The organism is Pseudomonas sp. C6002 (assembly GCF_013385805.1).
Lineage (GTDB): Bacteria > Pseudomonadota > Gammaproteobacteria > Pseudomonadales > Pseudomonadaceae > Aquipseudomonas.
This window is the reverse complement of the sequence record NZ_JACAPH010000030.1, coordinates 700,658-718,859: the sequence shown is the minus strand read 5'-3', so window position 1 is coordinate 718,859 and position 18,202 is coordinate 700,658. Positions and strand designations below refer to the sequence as shown.

The following is an 18,202-nucleotide window of genomic DNA, read 5'->3' as shown; positions in this document are numbered from 1 at the left end:
GTGGATAGGGTGTTATGTCCGGAAAAGCGCAACAGCAGTCTCGTATCAAAGAGTTGATCACCCTTGGTCGTGAGCAGAAGTATCTGACTTACGCAGAGGTCAACGACCACCTGCCTGAGGATATTTCAGATCCAGAGCAGGTGGAAGACATCATCCGCATGATTAATGACATGGGGATCCCCGTACACGAGAGTGCTCCGGATGCGGACGCCCTTATGTTGGCCGACGCCGATACCGACGAGGCAGCCGCTGAAGAAGCAGCCGCCGCGTTGGCAGCGGTCGAGACCGACATCGGTCGCACGACTGACCCTGTGCGCATGTATATGCGCGAAATGGGTACGGTAGAGCTGCTGACACGTGAAGGCGAAATCGAAATCGCCAAGCGTATCGAAGAGGGCATCCGTGAAGTGATGGGCGCAATCGCGCACTTCCCAGGCACGGTTGACCACATTCTCTCCGAGTACACTCGCGTCACCACCGAAGGTGGCCGCCTGTCCGACGTCCTGAGCGGTTATATCGACCCGGACGACGGCATTGCGCCACCTGCGGCTGAAATTCCGCCACCGATCGATGCCAAGGCTGCGAAAGCAGACGACGACACCGACGACGACGAAGCTGAAGCCAGCACCGATGACGAAGAAGAAGTCGAAAGCGGTCCGGATCCGATCATCGCAGCCCAGCGCTTTGGCGCGGTCTCCGATCAGATGGAACTGGCTCGCAAGGCCCTGAAGAAGCACGGTCGCGGCAGCAAGCAGGCAACTGCTGAATTGCTGGCCCTGGCTGAACTCTTCATGCCGATCAAACTGGTACCGAAGCAATTCGAAGGCCTGGTTGAGCGGGTTCGTAGCGCCCTTGAGCGTCTGCGTGCACAAGAGCGTGCGATCATGCAGCTCTGTGTCCGTGATGCGCGCATGCCGCGTGCCGACTTCCTGCGCCAGTTCCCTGGCAACGAAGTCGACGAAAGCTGGACCGACGCACTGGCCAAAGGCAAAAGCAAATACGCTGAAGCCATTGGTCGCTTCCAGGCCGACATCGTTCGTTGCCAGCAGAAGCTGACTGCATTGCAGACTGAAACCGGTCTGACGATTGCCGAGATCAAGGACATCAACCGTCGCATGTCGATCGGTGAGGCCAAGGCCCGCCGCGCGAAGAAAGAGATGGTTGAAGCGAACTTGCGTCTGGTGATCTCCATCGCCAAGAAGTACACCAACCGTGGCCTGCAATTCCTCGATCTGATCCAGGAAGGCAACATCGGCTTGATGAAAGCGGTGGACAAGTTCGAATACCGTCGCGGCTACAAGTTCTCGACTTATGCCACCTGGTGGATCCGTCAGGCGATCACTCGCTCGATCGCCGACCAGGCCCGCACCATCCGTATTCCGGTGCACATGATCGAGACGATCAACAAGCTCAACCGTATTTCCCGGCAGATGTTGCAGGAAATGGGTCGCGAACCGACCCCGGAAGAGTTGGGCGAACGCATGGAAATGCCTGAGGATAAAATCCGCAAGGTATTGAAGATCGCTAAAGAGCCGATCTCCATGGAAACCCCGATCGGTGATGACGAAGACTCCCATCTGGGTGACTTCATCGAAGACTCGACCATGCAGTCGCCAATCGATGTTGCTACCGTTGAGAGCCTGAAAGAAGCGACTCGCGACGTACTGTCCGGCCTCACTGCCCGTGAAGCCAAGGTACTGCGCATGCGCTTCGGCATCGACATGAATACCGACCACACCCTTGAGGAGGTTGGTAAGCAGTTCGACGTTACCCGTGAGCGGATTCGTCAGATCGAAGCCAAGGCGCTGCGCAAGCTGCGCCACCCGACGAGAAGCGAGCATTTGCGCTCCTTCCTCGACGAGTGATCACAAAAACCCCGGCCCAGGCCGGGGTTTTTGCTTCTACAGATTAAATCCTCGCTGACTCCCCTCCCCCGCAATGCCCGTCTACACTCGAAACATTCCCCGTGCCATAACGAGACCGTTATGCCCAGATTGCCGACCGTGTTACTGCTGTCGCTGCTGACCTGGACCGCAACGGCTGGCGCGTTGACTCTCACCGATGAAGAGCGTGGCTGGCTGGCGGACCACCAAGAGTTGCGCCTGGGCGTCGACGCCTCTTGGCCACCCTTTGAATACCGCGATGAAGATGGTCGCTACCAGGGCCTGGCCGCTGATTATGTGCGGCTGATGCAGGATCGCCTTGGCGTCAGGATAAAACTGATCGAGCCGGTGAACTGGAGTGCCGTGCTGGAACAGGCCCGCAACAACCAGCTCGACCTGCTGCCGGGCATCATGTCCACACCGGAACGCCAGGGTTTCCTGTCGTTTACCCGGCCTTATCTCGACTTCCCCATCGTCATCCTCGCCCACGAAGGCGGCCCGCAACCACGCAGCCTCAAAGACCTGTACGGGTTGAAGGTGGCCGTGGTGGAAAACTACGCGCCCCATGAACTGCTGCGCACTCACCACCCGGACCTCAACCTGGTGGCCATGCCCAATGTCAGCGCTACGCTGCAGGCCCTGGCCACCGACAAGGTCGACGCCGTAGTGGGCGATCTGGCGTCCAGCGTGTGGAGCCTGCGCCAACTCAAGCTGGAAGGCCTGTACATCAGCGGCGAAACGCCTTACCGCTATCAGTTGGCCATGGGCGTACCCAAGGACGACAAGATGCTGGTGGGCATCCTCGATAAAGTCCTGGCCGACATCAGCCCGTCTGAGACCGAGGCCATCCAGCAGCGCTGGGTCGGCAACGTCATCGACCACCGCACGCTCTGGACGGATGTGCTGCTCTACGGGTTGCCTGCCGTGCTGTTGCTGAGCATCGTGCTGGCCGTGGTTATTCGGATCAATCGTCGGCTCAGCTCGGAAATTTCCCGCCGGGTCGCCCTCGAACAGGAACTGCGCAGCAGCGAATACCACTATCGCGGCCTGGTGGAGAGCCTTTCCGCGATCGCCTGGGAAGCCAGCATCAGCGATTTCACCTACAGCTACGTGTCGCCCCACGCCGAGGAACTGCTGGGTTACCCCCGTGCCCACTGGCTGATCCCGGGCTTCTGGCGCAACATCATCCACCCCGCGGACCTGACCCGCACCGAATCCTATTGCTACGCCGAAACCCGGGCCAACCGCGACCACAGTGTCGACTACCGGGTGATCACCGCCGATGGACGCTGCCTGTGGGTGCGGGACATCGTCAGCCTGATCGAACACGGCCACGAGCCCGTGCTGCGCGGCCTGATGATCGACATCAGCGAAGCCAAGCGCACCGAGGAAGCGTTGCAGCTTTCGGAACAGAAATTCGCCTCCGTGTTCCAACAATGCCCGGACATCCTGGTCATCGCCCGGCTGTCGGACGGCTGCCTGATGGAGGTCAATAAGGCATTCGAAGACCAGATCGGCCTGAGCGCCGAAGCAGTCGTAGGAAAAACCGCCACTGAACTGAATATCTGGGGCATCCAGGGCGTAGGCCCCGGCCTGCTGCAACGGGTACAGACCACCAGCATCCGCAACCTGGAAATGCCCTTCCTGCGCAGCAACGGCCAGGCCTTCACCGGACTGATCTCCGCCGAACCCTTTCAACTGGATACCACCGAAGCCCTGGTCGTGGTGGTGCGTGACATCACCCAGCTGAAAGAAACCCAGCAGCGGCTGCAAACCTCCGAAGAGAAATTCGCCAAGGCCTTTCATGCCTCTCCCGACGGCCTGCTGTTGTCCCGCCAAAGCGACGGTTTGCTGATTGAGGTCAACGAAGGATTCAGCCGTATTACCGGCTTCAACAGCGTGATGTCGCTGGACCAGTCAACCCTGGACCTCGGGATCTGGGTCGACCTGAACGAACGCAAAGATATGTTGGAGCGACTGCAACGGGATGGATTTGTCCGCGACTTTGTCTGCCACATCCGCCGCAGCGACGGCGAAATTCGCCTGTGTGAAGTCTCCAGCCGCCCGCTGCCCATCGGCGACGACGACTGCATGCTGACCATCGCCCGGGACATCACCGAACGCCAACTGATGCAGGAAAAACTGCAACAGGCCGCCACCGTGTTCGAGAGCACGGCCGAAGGCGTACTGATCACCGACACCCGGCAAAATATCAGCGCCGTGAACCGCGCCTTCAGCGAGATCACCGGCTACAGCGAAGCCGAGGCCCTTGGCCAAACCCCGCGCCTGCTTGCCTCGGGCCTGCACGACAGCGCCTTCTACGCGGCCATGTGGCACCAACTGACGGCCAACGGCCACTGGCAAGGCGAGATCTCCAACCGGCGCAAGAACGGCGAGCTGTACCCCAGCTGGCTGACCATCAGCGCCGTGCGCAACCGCGAGGAGTCGATCACCCACTTCGTCGCCGTGTTTGCCGACATCTCCAGCCTCAAGCACGCCCAGGCGCGCCTCGATTACCAGGCCCACCACGACCCGCTGACCGGCCTGCCCAACCGCACCCTGTTTGAAAGCCGCCTGCAAGCCGCCCTCAACAACCAACAGGAAACCGGCAGCCAGGGCGCCGTGCTGTTCCTCGACCTCGACCGCTTCAAACACATCAACGACAGCCTCGGCCACCCGATTGGCGACCTGCTGCTCAAGGACATCGCCGTTCGCCTCAAGGACCAACTGCGAGACGTCGACACCGTCGCGCGCCTGGGTGGCGACGAATTCATCATCCTGCTGCCCGGCCTGCAACAAGCCAGCGACGCCGAACACCTGGCCAATAAGCTGCTGGCCTGCTTCACCCCACCGTTCCAGGCGGGCGAGCATGAGTTCTTCATCAGCGCCAGCATCGGCACCAGCCTGTACCCACGGGACGGCAACGACGTCGCCACCCTGGTCAAAAACGCTGACGCCGCCATGTACCGCTCCAAGGCCAAAGGCCGCAACCGCGTCGAAAGCTACACCCAGGACCTCACTGCGCAAGCCAACGAGCGCGTGGCCCTGGAACACGAACTGCGCCGAGCGATCGAGCGCGACGAATTGTCTCTCTATTACCAGCCGAAACTCAGCCTCGACACCCAACAACTGATCGGCGCCGAAGCCCTGATTCGCTGGCGCCACCCCACCTTCGGCGAAGTGCCGCCCGAGCACTTCATTGCCCTGGCCGAAGAGAACGGCATGATCCTGCAGATTGGCGACTGGGTACTGGAGCAGGCCTGCCGACAGATGCACGACTGGCGAGAAATTTTTGATGACTTCGGCCCGCTGTCCGTCAACCTCGCCGGCGCGCAACTGCGCCACCCCAACCTGCTGGCGCGCATCGAGCAACTGCTGCGGGACAACCGCCTGGAGCCTGGCTGCCTGCAACTGGAGATCACCGAAAACTTCATCATGAGCCAGGCCGAAGAGGCGCTGGAGGTGCTGCACCAGCTCAAGCATCTGGGCGTGCAACTGGCCATTGATGACTTCGGCACCGGCTATTCGTCCCTAAGCTACCTGAAACGCCTGCCGCTGGACTTCCTGAAGATCGACCAATCCTTCGTCCGTGGCCTGCCCGACGACCCACACGATGCGGCGATCGTGCGCGCCATTATTGCCCTGGGGCACAGCATGCAATTCACCATCATTGCCGAGGGCGTAGAAACGCCGGCCCAGCAAGCGTTTCTGGCGGCTGAAGGTTGTGAGCAGATGCAGGGCTACATCGTCAGCCTGCCGCTGCCGCCGGACCTTTTCGCCGCTACGTTCCTTCGTATGAGCGTTTCGGACTTTTCGGATGGCACAGCGAAGAAACCATCGCTATAATCCGCGGCCTACTGAGGGCCTATAGCTCAGTTGGTTAGAGCAGGGGACTCATAATCCCTTGGTCGTAGGTTCGAGTCCTACTGGGCCCACCATCTTGAAAGCCGCGCATTGCGCGGCTTTGTCGTTTCTGGCGCGCGTGAGTCGTGCAGCAATGAAACATTAGTTAGTTGTCCCGAACGGCTACGGCACTGACCATGATTCCCAGTCAACGCCAATTCAGCACGAGGGAAACTTGTTCCATGCATCAGCAAAAACGCTCGCCGCGCAACGCAATCCACGGCCTGGGCATACGTGCCACAGCCACCGTCGCAATCACCCTCGCCACCTTGAGCGGTGCACAAGCCGCCCCCGCCGCCACTGACTCCATCAAGGCATTCAAGCTCTGCACCGGCGCCGACAACAATTCGCACGTACTGGAAGGCACCATCGACCAGAGCATGCGCAATGACGTGACTGCCATTCACTTCAAGCAAACCCCGGCGCACGCCTCGTATGGCTGGCATAACGACCCGGAGCCTCAGTACGTGATGACGCTGTCCGGCACCCTTGCATTCGTGACTCGCGGCGGTGAGAAGTTCACGTTGCATCCGGGTGAAGTACTGATCGCCGAAGACAATACCGGCACCGGGCACCGCTGGAATCTGGTGGACGATCAACCGTGGCGGCGAGGGTACGTGGTGCTGAAGCCGGGCGCGCCGGATTCATTTATCCCGAACGATGCTGCCGCTGCGAAGGTGTGCAAGGGGTCGTAGTCTCGCTGATCACACCTCCTCGAATAAAAGAAAGACTTACGCTTTGCGGCGTAAGCCTTTTTTGTACTGCGTGCTCTACCGGCCCGTTATCAAACGGAAAGTTCGCGCAAAGCCGCCGTCGCCAGGAACCCAGAGCGCGAGGCATAGCGATGGTCTTTTTGCACTCGCTCATCGATACGATTCAAAAGTTGCTCAGGCAGCGAGGCGTTGAACCTGACTGACTTGCCCAGGTAAGGAGTGAGATCAAAGTCGATCACCGCCCACACGCCACCCGCAAAGTCCGGATTCTCCAAATGGACGTCGACCTCTCTAGCCTGAGGAAGCCGCTCCTCATCAGCAACCAATCCCTCGAGGTGCAGCGCTAAAGCTTCGCGGACATTATCCAGAGCTTCGGAAAAGGTTGTGCCCGCAGAAAAGCAACCTGGCACGTCCGGGACGGTCACGCTGTAATCTGAATCAGCGTCTTTGTGTATCACCACTGGAAATTTCATTTTTCCTCCTTTGAATGAGCCGCAGCGGGATCATTCACCACATAACCTACGGTCATCACTTCAGGCCTGCTGATTTCAAAATGCTGTGCAAGGTCCCCTTGGCTATCTCTGATTTAGGATGAGGAACCGTCACCCGGCCGGGCTTGGTTGAGTGCTTGAATTGATGGTGACTGCCTTTCGCCGCCACCTCAAACCATCCATCCGCCATCAGCAAGTCAATTACCTCTCTGCTTCTCATCGCGCCCGCTCCACAGTGTGTATCTTACACACCGAAGGTATCCTGCAGCATCTTTTATACACACAGGACACACCAATGAAAAAAGCCCGCTCATTTCTGAACGGGCTCATGCGAAGAATATGATGACTACGCCTATCGCCGCTTCGCCAGCGAACTAATGTCAGTTTTTGTGCCTTGACTGACTCTCAGCTTACCAACGCATTAACAATGACTTGCGCCGTACCTAGCAACGGCGCATCCCCTCTGAACGCCCCAATTACCTGCAACCCCACCGGCAACTCCCCTTCCCCACGCATCACCGGTACATTCACCTGCGGCAAGCCAAACGCGCCCCAGAACTTGATGAAGTCCGACGGGCCCGTGGTCGCCAACCCCACCGGCGCCAGCATCCCGCAGGAAACACTCAACATCGCATCAAACGGCTGGCAGATTTGCGCGAGCTGCGGGGCGAGTTGTGCGAGGCGTGCCTTCGCAGCCGACTCCTGTTCCCAGCTTGTAGCCTTCGCACGCTCAATCATGGCCAACGTCGAATCACTGAGTAACTCAGGATGAGACTGAAATTCCTTGGCCAATGAACGGGCACCTTCGCAATCGTTGATCAACTGGTGATCGTCGAATACTCCGTCGAACGCCTCGGGCAACACGACTTCACTGACAAGAGGCCCCAACCTGGCTATCGCTAGCTCAATCGCCTGGGCCACCACCGGCTGCACATCCGACCAGCGAGAGGTACGGCAGAAACCAAGCCGCAAGGGCCGACGCCCCGCCTCAACAGCCGGAAACCCAGGGATCAACACCCGCGCCACCCGCTCAAGATCACGCACCGAACGGCCATACCAACCCACGGTATCGAAGCTCGGCGCCAGGGGTTTCACGCCTTCTAGCGAGACCAGTCCAAACGACGGTTTGAAGGCATACAACCCGCAATAAGCGGCTGGCTTGAGCAGCGACCCAGCCGTCTGGGTACCCAACGCCAACGGGAAAAACCCGGCCGCCATCCCCGCCGCGGAACCCGCGCTGGAGCTACCCGGCGTGCGGGACAGATCGAGCGGATTACGCGTCGGCCCTGTGTGCATGTAGGCAAATTCGGTGGTGTGGGTCTTGCCCATGATGATCGCGCCCGCCTGTCGTAGCAGCGTCACCACATGGGCATCCCGCGATGGACGATTACCCAGGTAAATCGGCGAATAGAATTCCGTTGGGTGGTCGGCGGTATCAAAGATGTCCTTGACCCCCACGGGCAAGCCCGCCAGCGGACCGGAACAGCCTTCAAGCTGCAACGCCTGCTCGCGCACCGCCTCAGCGTCGAAGGATACAAACGCCTGGATATCTGGTTCGTCGACACCTATGCGCGCAAGAAAGTGTTCAGCAACCAAAGCCGGCGTAATCGCCCCCGAACCCACCGCCTCGGCGATGCCCGTTGCATCCAGGCCATTCATCAAAGCGCCCTCACTTGGCAAACAACTGCCCAATGTCCTTGAACGCCTTGAACTCCAACGCGTTGCCGCACGGGTCAAACAGAAACAACGTCGCCTGCTCGCCCACCTGGCCTTTGAAACGAATATGCGGTTCCAACACAAACTGGGTATTGCGCGCCTGCAAACGCTCCGCCAACGCATGCCAATCATCCCAACTCAACACCACGCCAAAATGCGGCACCGGCACGTCGTGGCCGTCCACTGCATTGGTGTGCGCCGCCTCTTGAGAAGCGGTTTTCGGGTGCTCATGAATCACCAATTGATGCCCGAAGAAGTCGAAGTCGACCCAGTGATCACTGGCACGTCCCTCCTCCAACCCAAACACCTCGCCATAAAACTGCCGCGCAGCCGCCAGGTCGAATACCGGAATTGCCAGGTGAAAAGGAGCCAGTGCCATCAGGTCTAACCTCTATGGGTATTAAGTCCTTGCGAGTCTAGCCTTGCCGTAACCGATGGAAAGACGATAGTTTTCGCAGCGAGCTCAAATTATTTTGATCAATCGAGACGCCCATGCTGCGGGAACTGAAAACCTTTATCGCCGTTACCCGCCATGGCACGTTCGCCGCAGCGGGCATGCATATCGGGCTGACACAATCGGCAGTGAGTGCGCAGATCCGTCAGTTGGAGCAGGTGCTCGGCGTGCAGTTGTTCGACCGAACCGGACGCCAGGCCACGCTGAACGCGGCGGGGATCCGCGCGCTGCCGCTGGCCAGGGAAATTCTCGAGACGTTCAACCGCATGGCTGTGCCGGTGGATGCCAATGAGTACAGGGGCGAGTTGAAGGTCGGCGCCATCACCACCGCCCAGACCGGCCTGCTGCCCCAGGCCCTGGTGCGTTTGCGCCAGGCGGCGCCGACGGTGGAGTGCAAGTTGGTGCCGGGAGTTTCCCTGGAGCTGCTCAGCCAGGTGGATGCAGGCGAACTCGACTCGGCGATCATCATTCGCCCACCCTTTGACTTGCCCAAGGAACTGCACGTGCAACTGCTGCGCAGGGAGCCGTTTGTGTTGATCGCGCCGCTGACGGTCGAGGGGGATGACCCGCTGCAACTGCTCGCCGCTCATCCTCACGTGCGCTACGACCGGGCTTCGTTTGGCGGGCGGCTGGTCAGTCGCTTTCTGCGGGATCAGCGGCTGGACGTGCAAGTGGCGCTGGAACTGGACGAGATTGAGGCGCTGGTCAAAATGGTCGAATGCGGCCTGGGCGTTTCACTGGTTCCCCACGCCGGACTATGGCTGGACCGATCCCCGCAGGTGCGTGTCATCCCGCTGGGCGAGCTGACCTTTAACCGGGAAATCATCCTGCTGAGCCGCTACAGCCAGCGCAACCTTCCGGTGCCACAACTCTTTGCCCGATGCCTGCTGGCAGACACGATCTAAGACGCAAAAAAAAGCCGCACATCCGTGCGGCTTTTTCACGCCCTATTTCTTGGGCAACGCGTAGGCAATCACATAATCCCCACGGTCCGGCGACTGTCGCGCGCCGCCAGCGGTGAGCACGATGTACTGCGTGCCGGTCTTGGGCGACACGTAGGTCATCGGCCCCGACTGGCTACCCACCGGCAGCCGTGATTTCCAGATCTCGTTGCCGTTGCCGGTGTCGAAAGCGCGCAGGTAGAAGTCCTGGGTGCCGGCGAAAAACAGCAAGCCGGACTGGGTGGCCAGGGACGCGCCGAGGGTCGGCATGCCGATTGGAATCGGCATGTGCATGCGGATGCCCAGCGGCCCGGTGTCTTCAACCGTGCCCACCGGCACTTGCCACATCAGCTTGTGGGTTTTCAGGTCGATGGCCGACAGGGTGCCGAACGGCGGCTTCTGACACGGAATGCCCGCCGCCGAGAGGAAGCGCTCGCGCATCGCACCGAACGGCGTACCTTCTTGCGGCACCACGCCCATTTCGATGCCACTGGCACCGGCGGCGATCTTGTCGCGCGGGATCATGTAGTTGGCCAAACCCAGGCGCATGTCGTTGACGAACATGTAGTGGGTGTTCGGGTCCACCGACACACTGCCCCAGTTCATACCCCCCAGCGAACCCGGGAATTGCAGCGCGCGGTCCAGGCCTGGCGGCGTATAGACGCCCTGGTGGCGCATGCCCTTGAACTGGATGCGGCACATCAACTGGTCAAACGGCGTGGCGCCCCACATGTCGGATTCGGTCAGTTGCTGATTGCCGATCGAAGGCATGTCCACCGAGAACGGCTGGGTCGGCGAATAACGTTCGCCGGGCACATTGCCCTGGGGCACCGGGCGCTCTTCGACCCGGGCGATGGGGACGCCGGTTTCGCGGTTGAGCAGGAAGATTTCACCTTGCTTGGTGACTTGGGCCAGCGCTGGCTGTACGCCGCCATTGCCATCCGGAATGTCATAGAGCAGCGGCTGTGCCGGCAGGTCGAAGTCCCACAGGTCGTGGTGAGTGGTCTGGAAGTGCCAGCGCACCTGGCCGGTCTTCACGTCGATGGCGACGATGGAGGAGCTCCACTTGTCGTCATAGGCGGTACGTTCACCGGCGAAGAAGTCCGGGGTGGCGTTACCGGTGGGCAGGTAGACCAGGCCGAGCTTGGCGTCGTAAGACATGGCCGACCATACGTTCGGCGTGCCCCGGGTGTAGGTCTCTCCTGCAGGTGGGCGTTTGGTGGTGTTCGGGTTGCCCGGATCCCAGGCCCACACCAGTTCGCCGCTGTGCACGTCAAAGGCGCGCACCACGCCTGGCGGTTCACCGGTGGAGAAGTTGTCCGCCACGCGTCCACCCACGATCACAACATTTCCCGCCACCAGTGGCGTCGAGGTTTGCTGGTAATAACCGGGCTTCACTTCGCCCATGTCGGTCTTCAGGTCGACGGTGCCGTGGTCGCCGAAGTCTTCGCAAGGCGCGCCGGTTTCAGCATTGATCGCAATCAACCGGGCATCGCCGGTCGGCAGAAACAGACGTTTCACACAGGCTTTGGCGCCGGCGGGTTGCTCGCTGGCACTGCTGTCGAAATACCCCAGGCCACGGCAACGCTGCCAGTTGGGGCCGCTGCCCTGGGGATCGAATTTCCAGCGTTGGGCACCGGTATCGGCGTCCAGGGAAAACACTTTGCCGTAGGCGGTGCACACGTAAACGCTGTCACCGATCTGCAGCGGGGTGTTCTGGTCTTCGGCACCGGCGCCATTGCTCTCGGGGATGTCGCCGGTGTGGAAGGTCCAGGCCACCTGCAACTTGTCGATGTTGCCTTTGTTGATCTGGTCCAGCGCGGCAAACCGATTGCCGGCGGTGGTGTTGCCCCAGTGGGCCCAGTCTTTTTGCTCGGTGCCCGGCGTTACCGCAGTCACCGCAGGCTCACTGCTGGCCTTGACCACGTGGGTCGGTACAAACATGTACGCCAGGGTGGCGACCACGCCCAGGCCCAGCAGCCCGGCAACGCCATAGGCGCCGCGCCCGGGTGTCGATCCGGAAGCGCGGGCGAGCTGGGGATAAATCAGCGCGACTACCAGGCCGATGACGGCGAAGGTCAGGACTCGCGAAACCAACGGCCAGTATTCCAGACCGGTATCCCACACCGCCCAGATCGCAGTCAGCACCAATGTCACGGCGTACAGCCATGCGCCCAGAGGCCGGCGCTTGGCGATCAGCACACCAGAGACCAGCATCGCCAGGCCCATCAGCAGGAAATACCAACTGCCGCCCAGCACTACGAGGTAACCGCCACCGCCTGCCAAACCCAGGCCGATCAAGGCGATCAGCAGGCCCAGCCCAACCAGCAACCATCTGCTGCCGGTAGCAGCTCCAAAGTTATTCATCGCGCAAACGTCCTTCCTGTATACCTAACGCAAAATAATGTACCAAACAGTTACTTTTCACAATCTGGCACAAAATAATGTGTTCGATCAGCGGCGAAAATAAATTCCCGGCCGGGCGGGCAGTATCGCCAGGACCGAGCCTGTAACATGCTCGCCCATTGATGCCCGCGCCGGAGAACACCTTGTCCGCCTCTCACCCTCCCGTCCTCGATGAAATCGATCGCCAGTTGATCGCCGCCTTGCAGATCAACGCGCGTGAAAGTGTGGCCATGCTTGCCCGGCAACTGGGCATCGCGCGCACCACCGTCACCTCACGCCTGGCGCGCCTGGAAAAAACCCAGGTGATTACCGGCTATGGCGTGCGCCTCAGCCAGCGGGTGGTGGACGGTGGTTTGCAGGCCTACGTGGGGATCACCGTGCAACCGCGCTCCGGCAAGGAAGTGCTGCGCCGGATCAGTGCCATGGCGCAGGTTCAGCAGTTATGTGCGGTAAGCGGCGAGTTCGATTACGTGGCCTGGCTGCGCACCGATTCGCCGGAACAGCTGGATCAACTGCTGGACCAGATCGGCAGCGTCGACGGCGTGGAGAAGACCACCACCTCGATCATCCTCAGTAACAAACTGGATCGCGGCCAACCAATCTGACCAGCAAGCTCGTCACTCTGACTAAAAACAATTCAATCCGACGACACATTGCGTCTTATTAACGAACGCTACGCTCCCTAGAATGGCTGCCATCTTTTCCTATACTCAGCGGGTCGCGCCCCGCCGAGCCGCCAGCAAGGTCAGCCATGAGCATTCCTTCCAGCACCATCAGCAAGACCAATCGCCACCCCGCCACCGGTAAAAAGCCGATCACCATCTTTGGCCCGGACTTCCCGTTTGCCTTTGATGACTGGATCGAGCATCCGGCGGGCCTGGGCAGCATTCCGGCGGCCAACCACGGCGCCGAAGTGGCGATCGTCGGCGCCGGGATTGCCGGGCTGGTAGCCGCCTATGAGCTGATGAAGCTGGGCCTTAAACCCGTGGTGTATGAAGCCTCGAAAATGGGTGGCCGCCTGCGCTCCCAGGCGTTCGAAGGCGCCGAAGGCATCATCGCGGAACTGGGTGGCATGCGCTTCCCGGTGTCCTCCACCGCGTTCTACCACTATGTGGACAAGCTCGGGCTGGAGACCAAACCCTTCCCCAACCCGCTGACGCCGGCTTCCGGCAGCACGGTCATCGACCTCGAAGGCCAGACGCACTACGCACAGAAACTCGCTGACCTTCCTGCACTGTTCCAGGAAGTGGCTGACGCCTGGGCCGACGCCCTGGAAGCCGGCTCGCAGTTCGCCGATATCCAGCAAGCCATCCGCGACCGTGACGTACCGCGCCTGAAAGAGCTGTGGAATACGCTGGTTCCGTTGTGGGACGACCGCACCTTCTACGACTTCGTGGCGACCTCCAAAGCGTTCGCCAAGTTGTCCTTTCATCACCGCGAAGTGTTCGGCCAGGTCGGCTTTGGCACCGGCGGCTGGGACTCGGACTTCCCCAACTCGATGCTGGAAATCTTCCGCGTGGTGATGACCAACTGCGACGATCACCAGCATCTGGTGGTCGGCGGCGTCGCCCAAGTGCCCATGGGCATCTGGCGCCATGTGCCGGAGCGTTGCGCCCACTGGCCCGAAGGCACCAGCCTCAGTTCCCTGCACAACGGTGCGCCACGGGCCGGGGTCAAGCGCATTGCCCACGCGCCGGACGGCCGTTTCGCCGTCACCGACAACTACGGTGACACCCGCGAATACGCCGCCGTGCTGACCACCTGCCAGAGCTGGCTGCTGACCACCCAGATCGAGTGCGACGAAACCCTGTTCTCGCAAAAGATGTGGATGGCCCTGGACCGCACCCGCTACATGCAGTCGTCGAAGACCTTCGTGATGGTCGACCGGCCATTCTGGAAGGACAAGGATCCGGAAACCGGCCGCGACCTGATGAGCATGACGCTGACGGATCGCCTGACCCGCGGCACCTATCTGTTCGACAACGGTGACGACAAGCCGGGGGTGATTTGCCTGTCCTACTCCTGGATGAGCGATGCGCTGAAAATGCTTCCGCAACCCATCGAGAAACGCGTGAAACTGGCTCTGGATGCGCTGAAGAAGATCTACCCGAAAGTCGACATCGCCGCGCGGATCATCGGCGATCCGATCACCGTGTCATGGGAAGCAGACCCGCATTTCCTCGGTGCTTTCAAAGGCGCACTTCCCGGTCACTATCGCTACAACCAGCGGATGTACGCGCACTTCATGCAAAAGGACATGCCGGCGGAGCAACGCGGTATTTTCATCGCCGGTGACGACGTGTCCTGGACCCCGGCGTGGGTTGAAGGCGCCGTGCAAACCTCGCTGAACGCGGTGTGGGGCATCATGACTCACTTCGGTGGCAGCACTCACCCGCAGAACCCGGGGCCGGGGGATGTATTCGATGAGATCGGGCCAATCGCGCTGCCCGAGTAAGGAGTTGCCCATGCGTGTTGCCCTGTATCAATGCCCGCCTCTGCCGCTGGACGTGGCCGGCAATCTCAAGCGCCTGCATCAGTTGGCGCAGGAGGCCACCGACGCCGACCTGCTGGTGCTGCCGGAGATGTTTCTCACCGGCTACAACATCGGCGTGGAAGCGGTCGGCGCCTTGGCTGAAACCCAGGACGGCCCCGCTGCCCAATCCATCGCCGCGCTGGCGAAAAACTCGGGCGTGGCGATTCTGTATGGCTATCCGGAGCGCGGTGCAGACGGGCAGATCTACAACGCCGTGCAGTTGATAGACGCCAACGGCCAACGCCTGTGCAACTACCGCAAGACCCACCTGTTTGGCGACCTCGACAACTCGATGTTCAGCGCCGGGGACGATGATTTTCCGCTGGTGGAATTGAACGGCTGGAAGCTGGGTTTCCTGATTTGCTATGACCTGGAGTTCCCGGAGAACACCCGGCGCCTGGCGCTGGCCGGGGCGGAGTTGATCCTGGTGCCGACGGCCAATATGGTGCCCTTCGATTTCGTCGCCGATGTGACCGTGCGGGCGCGGGCGTTTGAAAACCAGTGTTATGTGGCCTACGCCAATTACTGCGGGCAGGAGGGCGAGATCCAGTATTGCGGGCAAAGCAGCATCGCCGCACCGGATGGCCAGCGGATTGCCCAGGCAGGTCTGGATGAAGCGCTGATCGTTGGCACACTCGATCGGCAGTTGATGGTCGACTCACGCGCGGCCAATCGCTACCTGTTGGACCGGCGTCCCGAGCTTTATGGGGCGTTGCACAAGCACTGATCCCGGCTGCTTTGCGCTAGCATAGGCACTTCCTACGTTTCGGAAGTGCTCATGCCTGCGCCGGCCCACCCTCATCACCTTCAATTGACCCTGGCCAGCGGCCTGCGGGTTTCCTTGCATCATGCGCCGCGCTTGAAGCGCGCCGCGGCTGCCTTGCGCGTTGCAGCGGGCAGCCACGATGTACCCCTGGCGTGGCCGGGACTGGCGCATTTTCTTGAGCATTTATTGTTCCTGGGCACCGAGCGTTTTCCTGCAAGCGACGGGCTGATGGCCTACGTCCAGCGCCAGGGTGGACAGGTGAATGCCAGCACCCGCGAGCGCACTACCGACTTTTTCTTTGAGGTGCCTGTTACGGCATTTGAAGCCGCACTGGAGCGCCTGGGGGACATGCTCGCCCATCCGCGCCTGGCCCTGGAAGACCAGTTGCGTGAGCGCGAAGTATTGCAGGCGGAGTTTATTGCCTGGTCGCAAGATGCCACGGCGCAACAGCAACAAGCGTTGCTGGGAGGTGTTGCGGCGGGTCATCCGTTGCGCGCGTTTCATGCGGGCAACCGGGATAGCTTGGCGGTAGAGCGTGAGGATTTTCAGCAGGCCTTGCGGGATTTTTATGAAGGTTTCTATCATTCCGGGCAGATGACCTTGAGCCTTGCGGGCCCTCAGTCGCTGGTGGAGCTGGAGGCATTGGCGCATCAGTTTGGCGCTGCGCTGAAGACTGCACCTCTGCGGCGACAGACGCCGGCGCCAGCGTTGCTGGCCGGCAATCAACGTACTTATCAACACACCGATGAACACCACTGGCATCAGGTGGTTGTGAGCGAGGCTTCCCCTGAGGCGCTGGATTTCCTCTGCCTGTGGCTGAACACTTCGGCGCCCGGCGGGTTGCTCGCCGAGTTGCAGTCGCGGCAGTTAGTCAGCGCCATTAACGCAACGGCGCTGTATCAATTTGCCGGACAGGCGTTGTTGGATATCAAGTTCACCCTGGACACTCAGGGTGCGCAGCAGACGACACTGATCCAGGAACTGCTGCACGACTGGCTGAGCTTTTTCGCACACAGTGACTGGGCGCCCCTGCGGGAAGAGTACGCCTTGCTGCTTGCTCGCAAACAACAGGTCAGTGGTGCCCTGGCATTGGCCCGGCAGGCCAACGAACTGGTCATGTCCGAGCAAAGCGCCAGCTCCCTCAAGACCCTGCTGGACTCGCTGCAATTGCCGCCGTCCCGGCACGCCTGGCAACTGCCGCCCACCAATCCGTTCCTGCAGCCGGCAGCCAGGGAAGAGCGCCCGGGGCTGATTCGCGGGCAAACCAGCGCCCATCGCGGCCTGCGCACGTTCGCCCAGGATCGCTCCCGTGGGCGGAAGGACCTTTCGGCGCTGACCTTCAGCCAGGCCTTGCCAGGTGACACAGATGAAGGCGCGCTCTACCTGCGCTGGCATCTGGATTCGCCGCTGGATGCAGAGCTTTTCCCACGGCTGCGTGAGAACGCCAGCCAGGCTGGCGTCCAGTTGTCTTTCGAGACAATCGGCGGTCACTGGCAGCTGAAGATGCTAGGGCTGCACGAACCCATGCCCGCGATATTGGAGGAAGTGGCACGCGAGCTGACCCGGCTCGACGAAAATGCCGGAGCGTCATCCTCCCCGGCGCCGGCAATGGCGATCCGGCAGTTACTCAAGGCATTGCCCGGGTATTGCGCCGACATCCCAGCTGCACAGCAGGTTGCTGGGCGAGACCGATGGTCAACCGCTCGCTGGCAAGGGCTCGCCGTGGGGCTGCCCGCCGCCTGCGAGACGGCGATAAAAAGTGCAGCCGGGAAACTGCCCGGCCAACCGCAAGCGGCTATCAGCGAACTGCCGTCAATCAGCAGCCAGCATCGTTGGCACGAAGTCAGGACCGATTCCAGCGACGCCGCGTTGCTGCTGTTCTGCCCGACAGCCACACGCTCCCTGGCGGACGAGGCTTGCTGGCGTCTACTCGCACATCTGGTGCAAGCGCCGTTCTACCAGCAACTGCGTGTTGAGCTTCAATTGGGCTACGCGGTGTTCAGCGACATCCGACAGTACAGCGGGCAAACCGGCCTGCTGTTTGGGGTGCAATCCCCAAGCGCGTCTCTTGCGCAAATACTTGATCACCTGCAGGCGTTCCTGAAGCAACTGCCCGCGCTGATCAACGCCAGCGAACTGCCGAACGATCTGGCCCGGCAATTTTCCCTCGACGCCCTACCCACTTCCCAAGCCGCTGAACTGCTCTGGCACGCGCACTTGGCAGGCCACCCGTCGGATTACATCCAGCAGCTGCAAGATTTCATCCAGACCCGCACCCGTGAGGATTTAATGGTATCTGCACAGCAACTCAATGCTGCTGCAGGCGGATGGTGCTGTGTGGCCAATGGCGCTTGTGCCGCCGGCTCCTGGCAACGACCTGGCTGATCATTGCCGCT

At 60.9% G+C, this 18,202-nt stretch carries 13 protein-coding genes and 1 tRNA gene; 9 read left to right on the top strand and 5 right to left on the bottom strand.

What is annotated here, in order from left to right; genetic code table 11:
- Positions 1 to 14: 14 nt before the first annotated feature.
- From rpoD to HX817_RS23025, 4 genes are all read left to right on the top strand, one after another.
- Positions 15 to 1,865, top strand: a complete 1,851-nt coding sequence (gene rpoD / locus HX817_RS23040; protein ID WP_003211014.1) for an RNA polymerase sigma factor RpoD — start codon at positions 15 to 17, stop codon at positions 1,863 to 1,865.
- A 120-nt stretch (positions 1,866 to 1,985) separates the two neighbouring features.
- Complete coding sequence (locus HX817_RS23035; protein WP_177008800.1) at positions 1,986 to 5,729, top strand: bifunctional diguanylate cyclase/phosphodiesterase; 3,744 nt, start codon at positions 1,986 to 1,988, stop codon at positions 5,727 to 5,729.
- Between the two features lie 15 nt (positions 5,730 to 5,744).
- Positions 5,745 to 5,821 (top strand) — tRNA-Ile (locus tag HX817_RS23030).
- 147 nt (positions 5,822 to 5,968) lie between these two features.
- Complete coding sequence (locus tag HX817_RS23025; RefSeq protein ID WP_177022285.1) at positions 5,969 to 6,481, top strand: cupin domain-containing protein; 513 nt, start codon at positions 5,969 to 5,971, stop codon at positions 6,479 to 6,481.
- Positions 6,482 to 6,570: 89 nt separating this feature from the next.
- Here HX817_RS23025 and HX817_RS23020 read toward each other — a convergent pair whose 3' ends face one another.
- The 4 genes from HX817_RS23020 to HX817_RS23005 form a co-directional block, all read right to left on the bottom strand.
- Positions 6,571 to 6,972, bottom strand: coding sequence for a type II toxin-antitoxin system HicB family antitoxin (locus HX817_RS23020; protein ID WP_003211020.1), 402 nt, complete (start codon positions 6,970 to 6,972; stop codon positions 6,571 to 6,573).
- 55 nt (positions 6,973 to 7,027) lie between these two features.
- Positions 7,028 to 7,210: a type II toxin-antitoxin system HicA family toxin gene (locus HX817_RS23015; RefSeq protein WP_003211022.1), complete on the bottom strand. Its 183-nt coding sequence runs from the start codon at positions 7,208 to 7,210 to the stop codon at positions 7,028 to 7,030.
- 185 nt (positions 7,211 to 7,395) lie between these two features.
- A complete protein-coding gene (locus HX817_RS23010) occupies positions 7,396 to 8,649 on the bottom strand; it encodes an amidase (RefSeq protein WP_177041288.1) in 1,254 nt (417 codons plus the stop codon).
- Positions 8,650 to 8,659: 10 nt separating this feature from the next.
- The gene (locus HX817_RS23005; protein ID WP_003211024.1) at positions 8,660 to 9,085 is read right to left on the bottom strand and encodes a VOC family protein; all 426 of its coding nucleotides are present in this window, start codon (positions 9,083 to 9,085) and stop codon (positions 8,660 to 8,662) included.
- A 113-nt stretch (positions 9,086 to 9,198) separates the two neighbouring features.
- On the opposite strand from HX817_RS23005, the gene HX817_RS23000 reads away from it, so the two are divergent.
- A complete protein-coding gene (locus HX817_RS23000; protein ID WP_003211026.1) occupies positions 9,199 to 10,065 on the top strand; it encodes a LysR family transcriptional regulator in 867 nt (288 codons plus the stop codon).
- 42 nt (positions 10,066 to 10,107) lie between these two features.
- Here the strand turns inward: HX817_RS23000 and HX817_RS22995 are convergent, their stop codons facing one another.
- Complete coding sequence (locus HX817_RS22995; protein ID WP_177041286.1) at positions 10,108 to 12,468, bottom strand: glucose/quinate/shikimate family membrane-bound PQQ-dependent dehydrogenase; 2,361 nt, start codon at positions 12,466 to 12,468, stop codon at positions 10,108 to 10,110.
- Between the two features lie 161 nt (positions 12,469 to 12,629).
- Between HX817_RS22995 and HX817_RS22990 the strand changes: the two genes are divergently transcribed.
- The 4 genes from HX817_RS22990 to pqqF all read left to right on the top strand — a co-directional run bounded on the left by HX817_RS22990 (position 12,630) and on the right by pqqF (position 18,191).
- On the top strand, positions 12,630 to 13,112 hold the full coding sequence (locus tag HX817_RS22990) for an Lrp/AsnC family transcriptional regulator (protein WP_102604402.1): 483 nt from the start codon (positions 12,630 to 12,632) through the stop codon (positions 13,110 to 13,112).
- A 167-nt stretch (positions 13,113 to 13,279) separates the two neighbouring features.
- Complete coding sequence (locus HX817_RS22985; RefSeq protein WP_032899288.1) at positions 13,280 to 14,962, top strand: NAD(P)/FAD-dependent oxidoreductase; 1,683 nt, start codon at positions 13,280 to 13,282, stop codon at positions 14,960 to 14,962.
- A gap of 10 nt (positions 14,963 to 14,972) precedes the next feature.
- Positions 14,973 to 15,767 carry a carbon-nitrogen hydrolase family protein gene (locus HX817_RS22980; protein WP_087694733.1) on the top strand — a complete coding sequence of 265 codons (795 nt, stop codon included), beginning with the start codon at positions 14,973 to 14,975 and terminating at the stop codon, positions 15,765 to 15,767.
- 51 nt (positions 15,768 to 15,818) lie between these two features.
- On the top strand, positions 15,819 to 18,191 hold the full coding sequence (gene pqqF / locus HX817_RS22975; RefSeq protein WP_177041284.1) for a pyrroloquinoline quinone biosynthesis protein PqqF: 2,373 nt from the start codon (positions 15,819 to 15,821) through the stop codon (positions 18,189 to 18,191).
- The last annotated feature ends 11 nt before the right edge of the window (positions 18,192 to 18,202 follow it).

What these genes read in the sequence shown, in the direction of transcription:
- HX817_RS23035 (WP_177008800.1), top strand. Translation starts at nt 1,986, where the DNA reads ATGCCCAGATTGCCGACCGTGTTACTGCTGTCGCTGCTGACCTGGACC.
- HX817_RS23015 (WP_003211022.1), bottom strand. Translation starts at nt 7,210, where the DNA reads ATGAGAAGCAGAGAGGTAATTGACTTGCTGATGGCGGATGGATGGTTT.
- HX817_RS22980 (WP_087694733.1), top strand. Translation starts at nt 14,973, where the DNA reads ATGCGTGTTGCCCTGTATCAATGCCCGCCTCTGCCGCTGGACGTGGCC.
- HX817_RS23005 (WP_003211024.1), bottom strand. Translation starts at nt 9,085, where the DNA reads ATGGCACTGGCTCCTTTTCACCTGGCAATTCCGGTATTCGACCTGGCG.
- HX817_RS23010 (WP_177041288.1), bottom strand. Translation starts at nt 8,649, where the DNA reads ATGAATGGCCTGGATGCAACGGGCATCGCCGAGGCGGTGGGTTCGGGG.
- HX817_RS22990 (WP_102604402.1), top strand. Translation starts at nt 12,630, where the DNA reads ATGCCCGCGCCGGAGAACACCTTGTCCGCCTCTCACCCTCCCGTCCTC.
- rpoD (WP_003211014.1), top strand. Translation starts at nt 15, where the DNA reads ATGTCCGGAAAAGCGCAACAGCAGTCTCGTATCAAAGAGTTGATCACC.
- HX817_RS23020 (WP_003211020.1), bottom strand. Translation starts at nt 6,972, where the DNA reads ATGAAATTTCCAGTGGTGATACACAAAGACGCTGATTCAGATTACAGC.
- HX817_RS22995 (WP_177041286.1), bottom strand. Translation starts at nt 12,468, where the DNA reads ATGAATAACTTTGGAGCTGCTACCGGCAGCAGATGGTTGCTGGTTGGG.
- HX817_RS23025 (WP_177022285.1), top strand. Translation starts at nt 5,969, where the DNA reads ATGCATCAGCAAAAACGCTCGCCGCGCAACGCAATCCACGGCCTGGGC.
- HX817_RS23000 (WP_003211026.1), top strand. Translation starts at nt 9,199, where the DNA reads ATGCTGCGGGAACTGAAAACCTTTATCGCCGTTACCCGCCATGGCACG.
- pqqF (WP_177041284.1), top strand. Translation starts at nt 15,819, where the DNA reads ATGCCTGCGCCGGCCCACCCTCATCACCTTCAATTGACCCTGGCCAGC.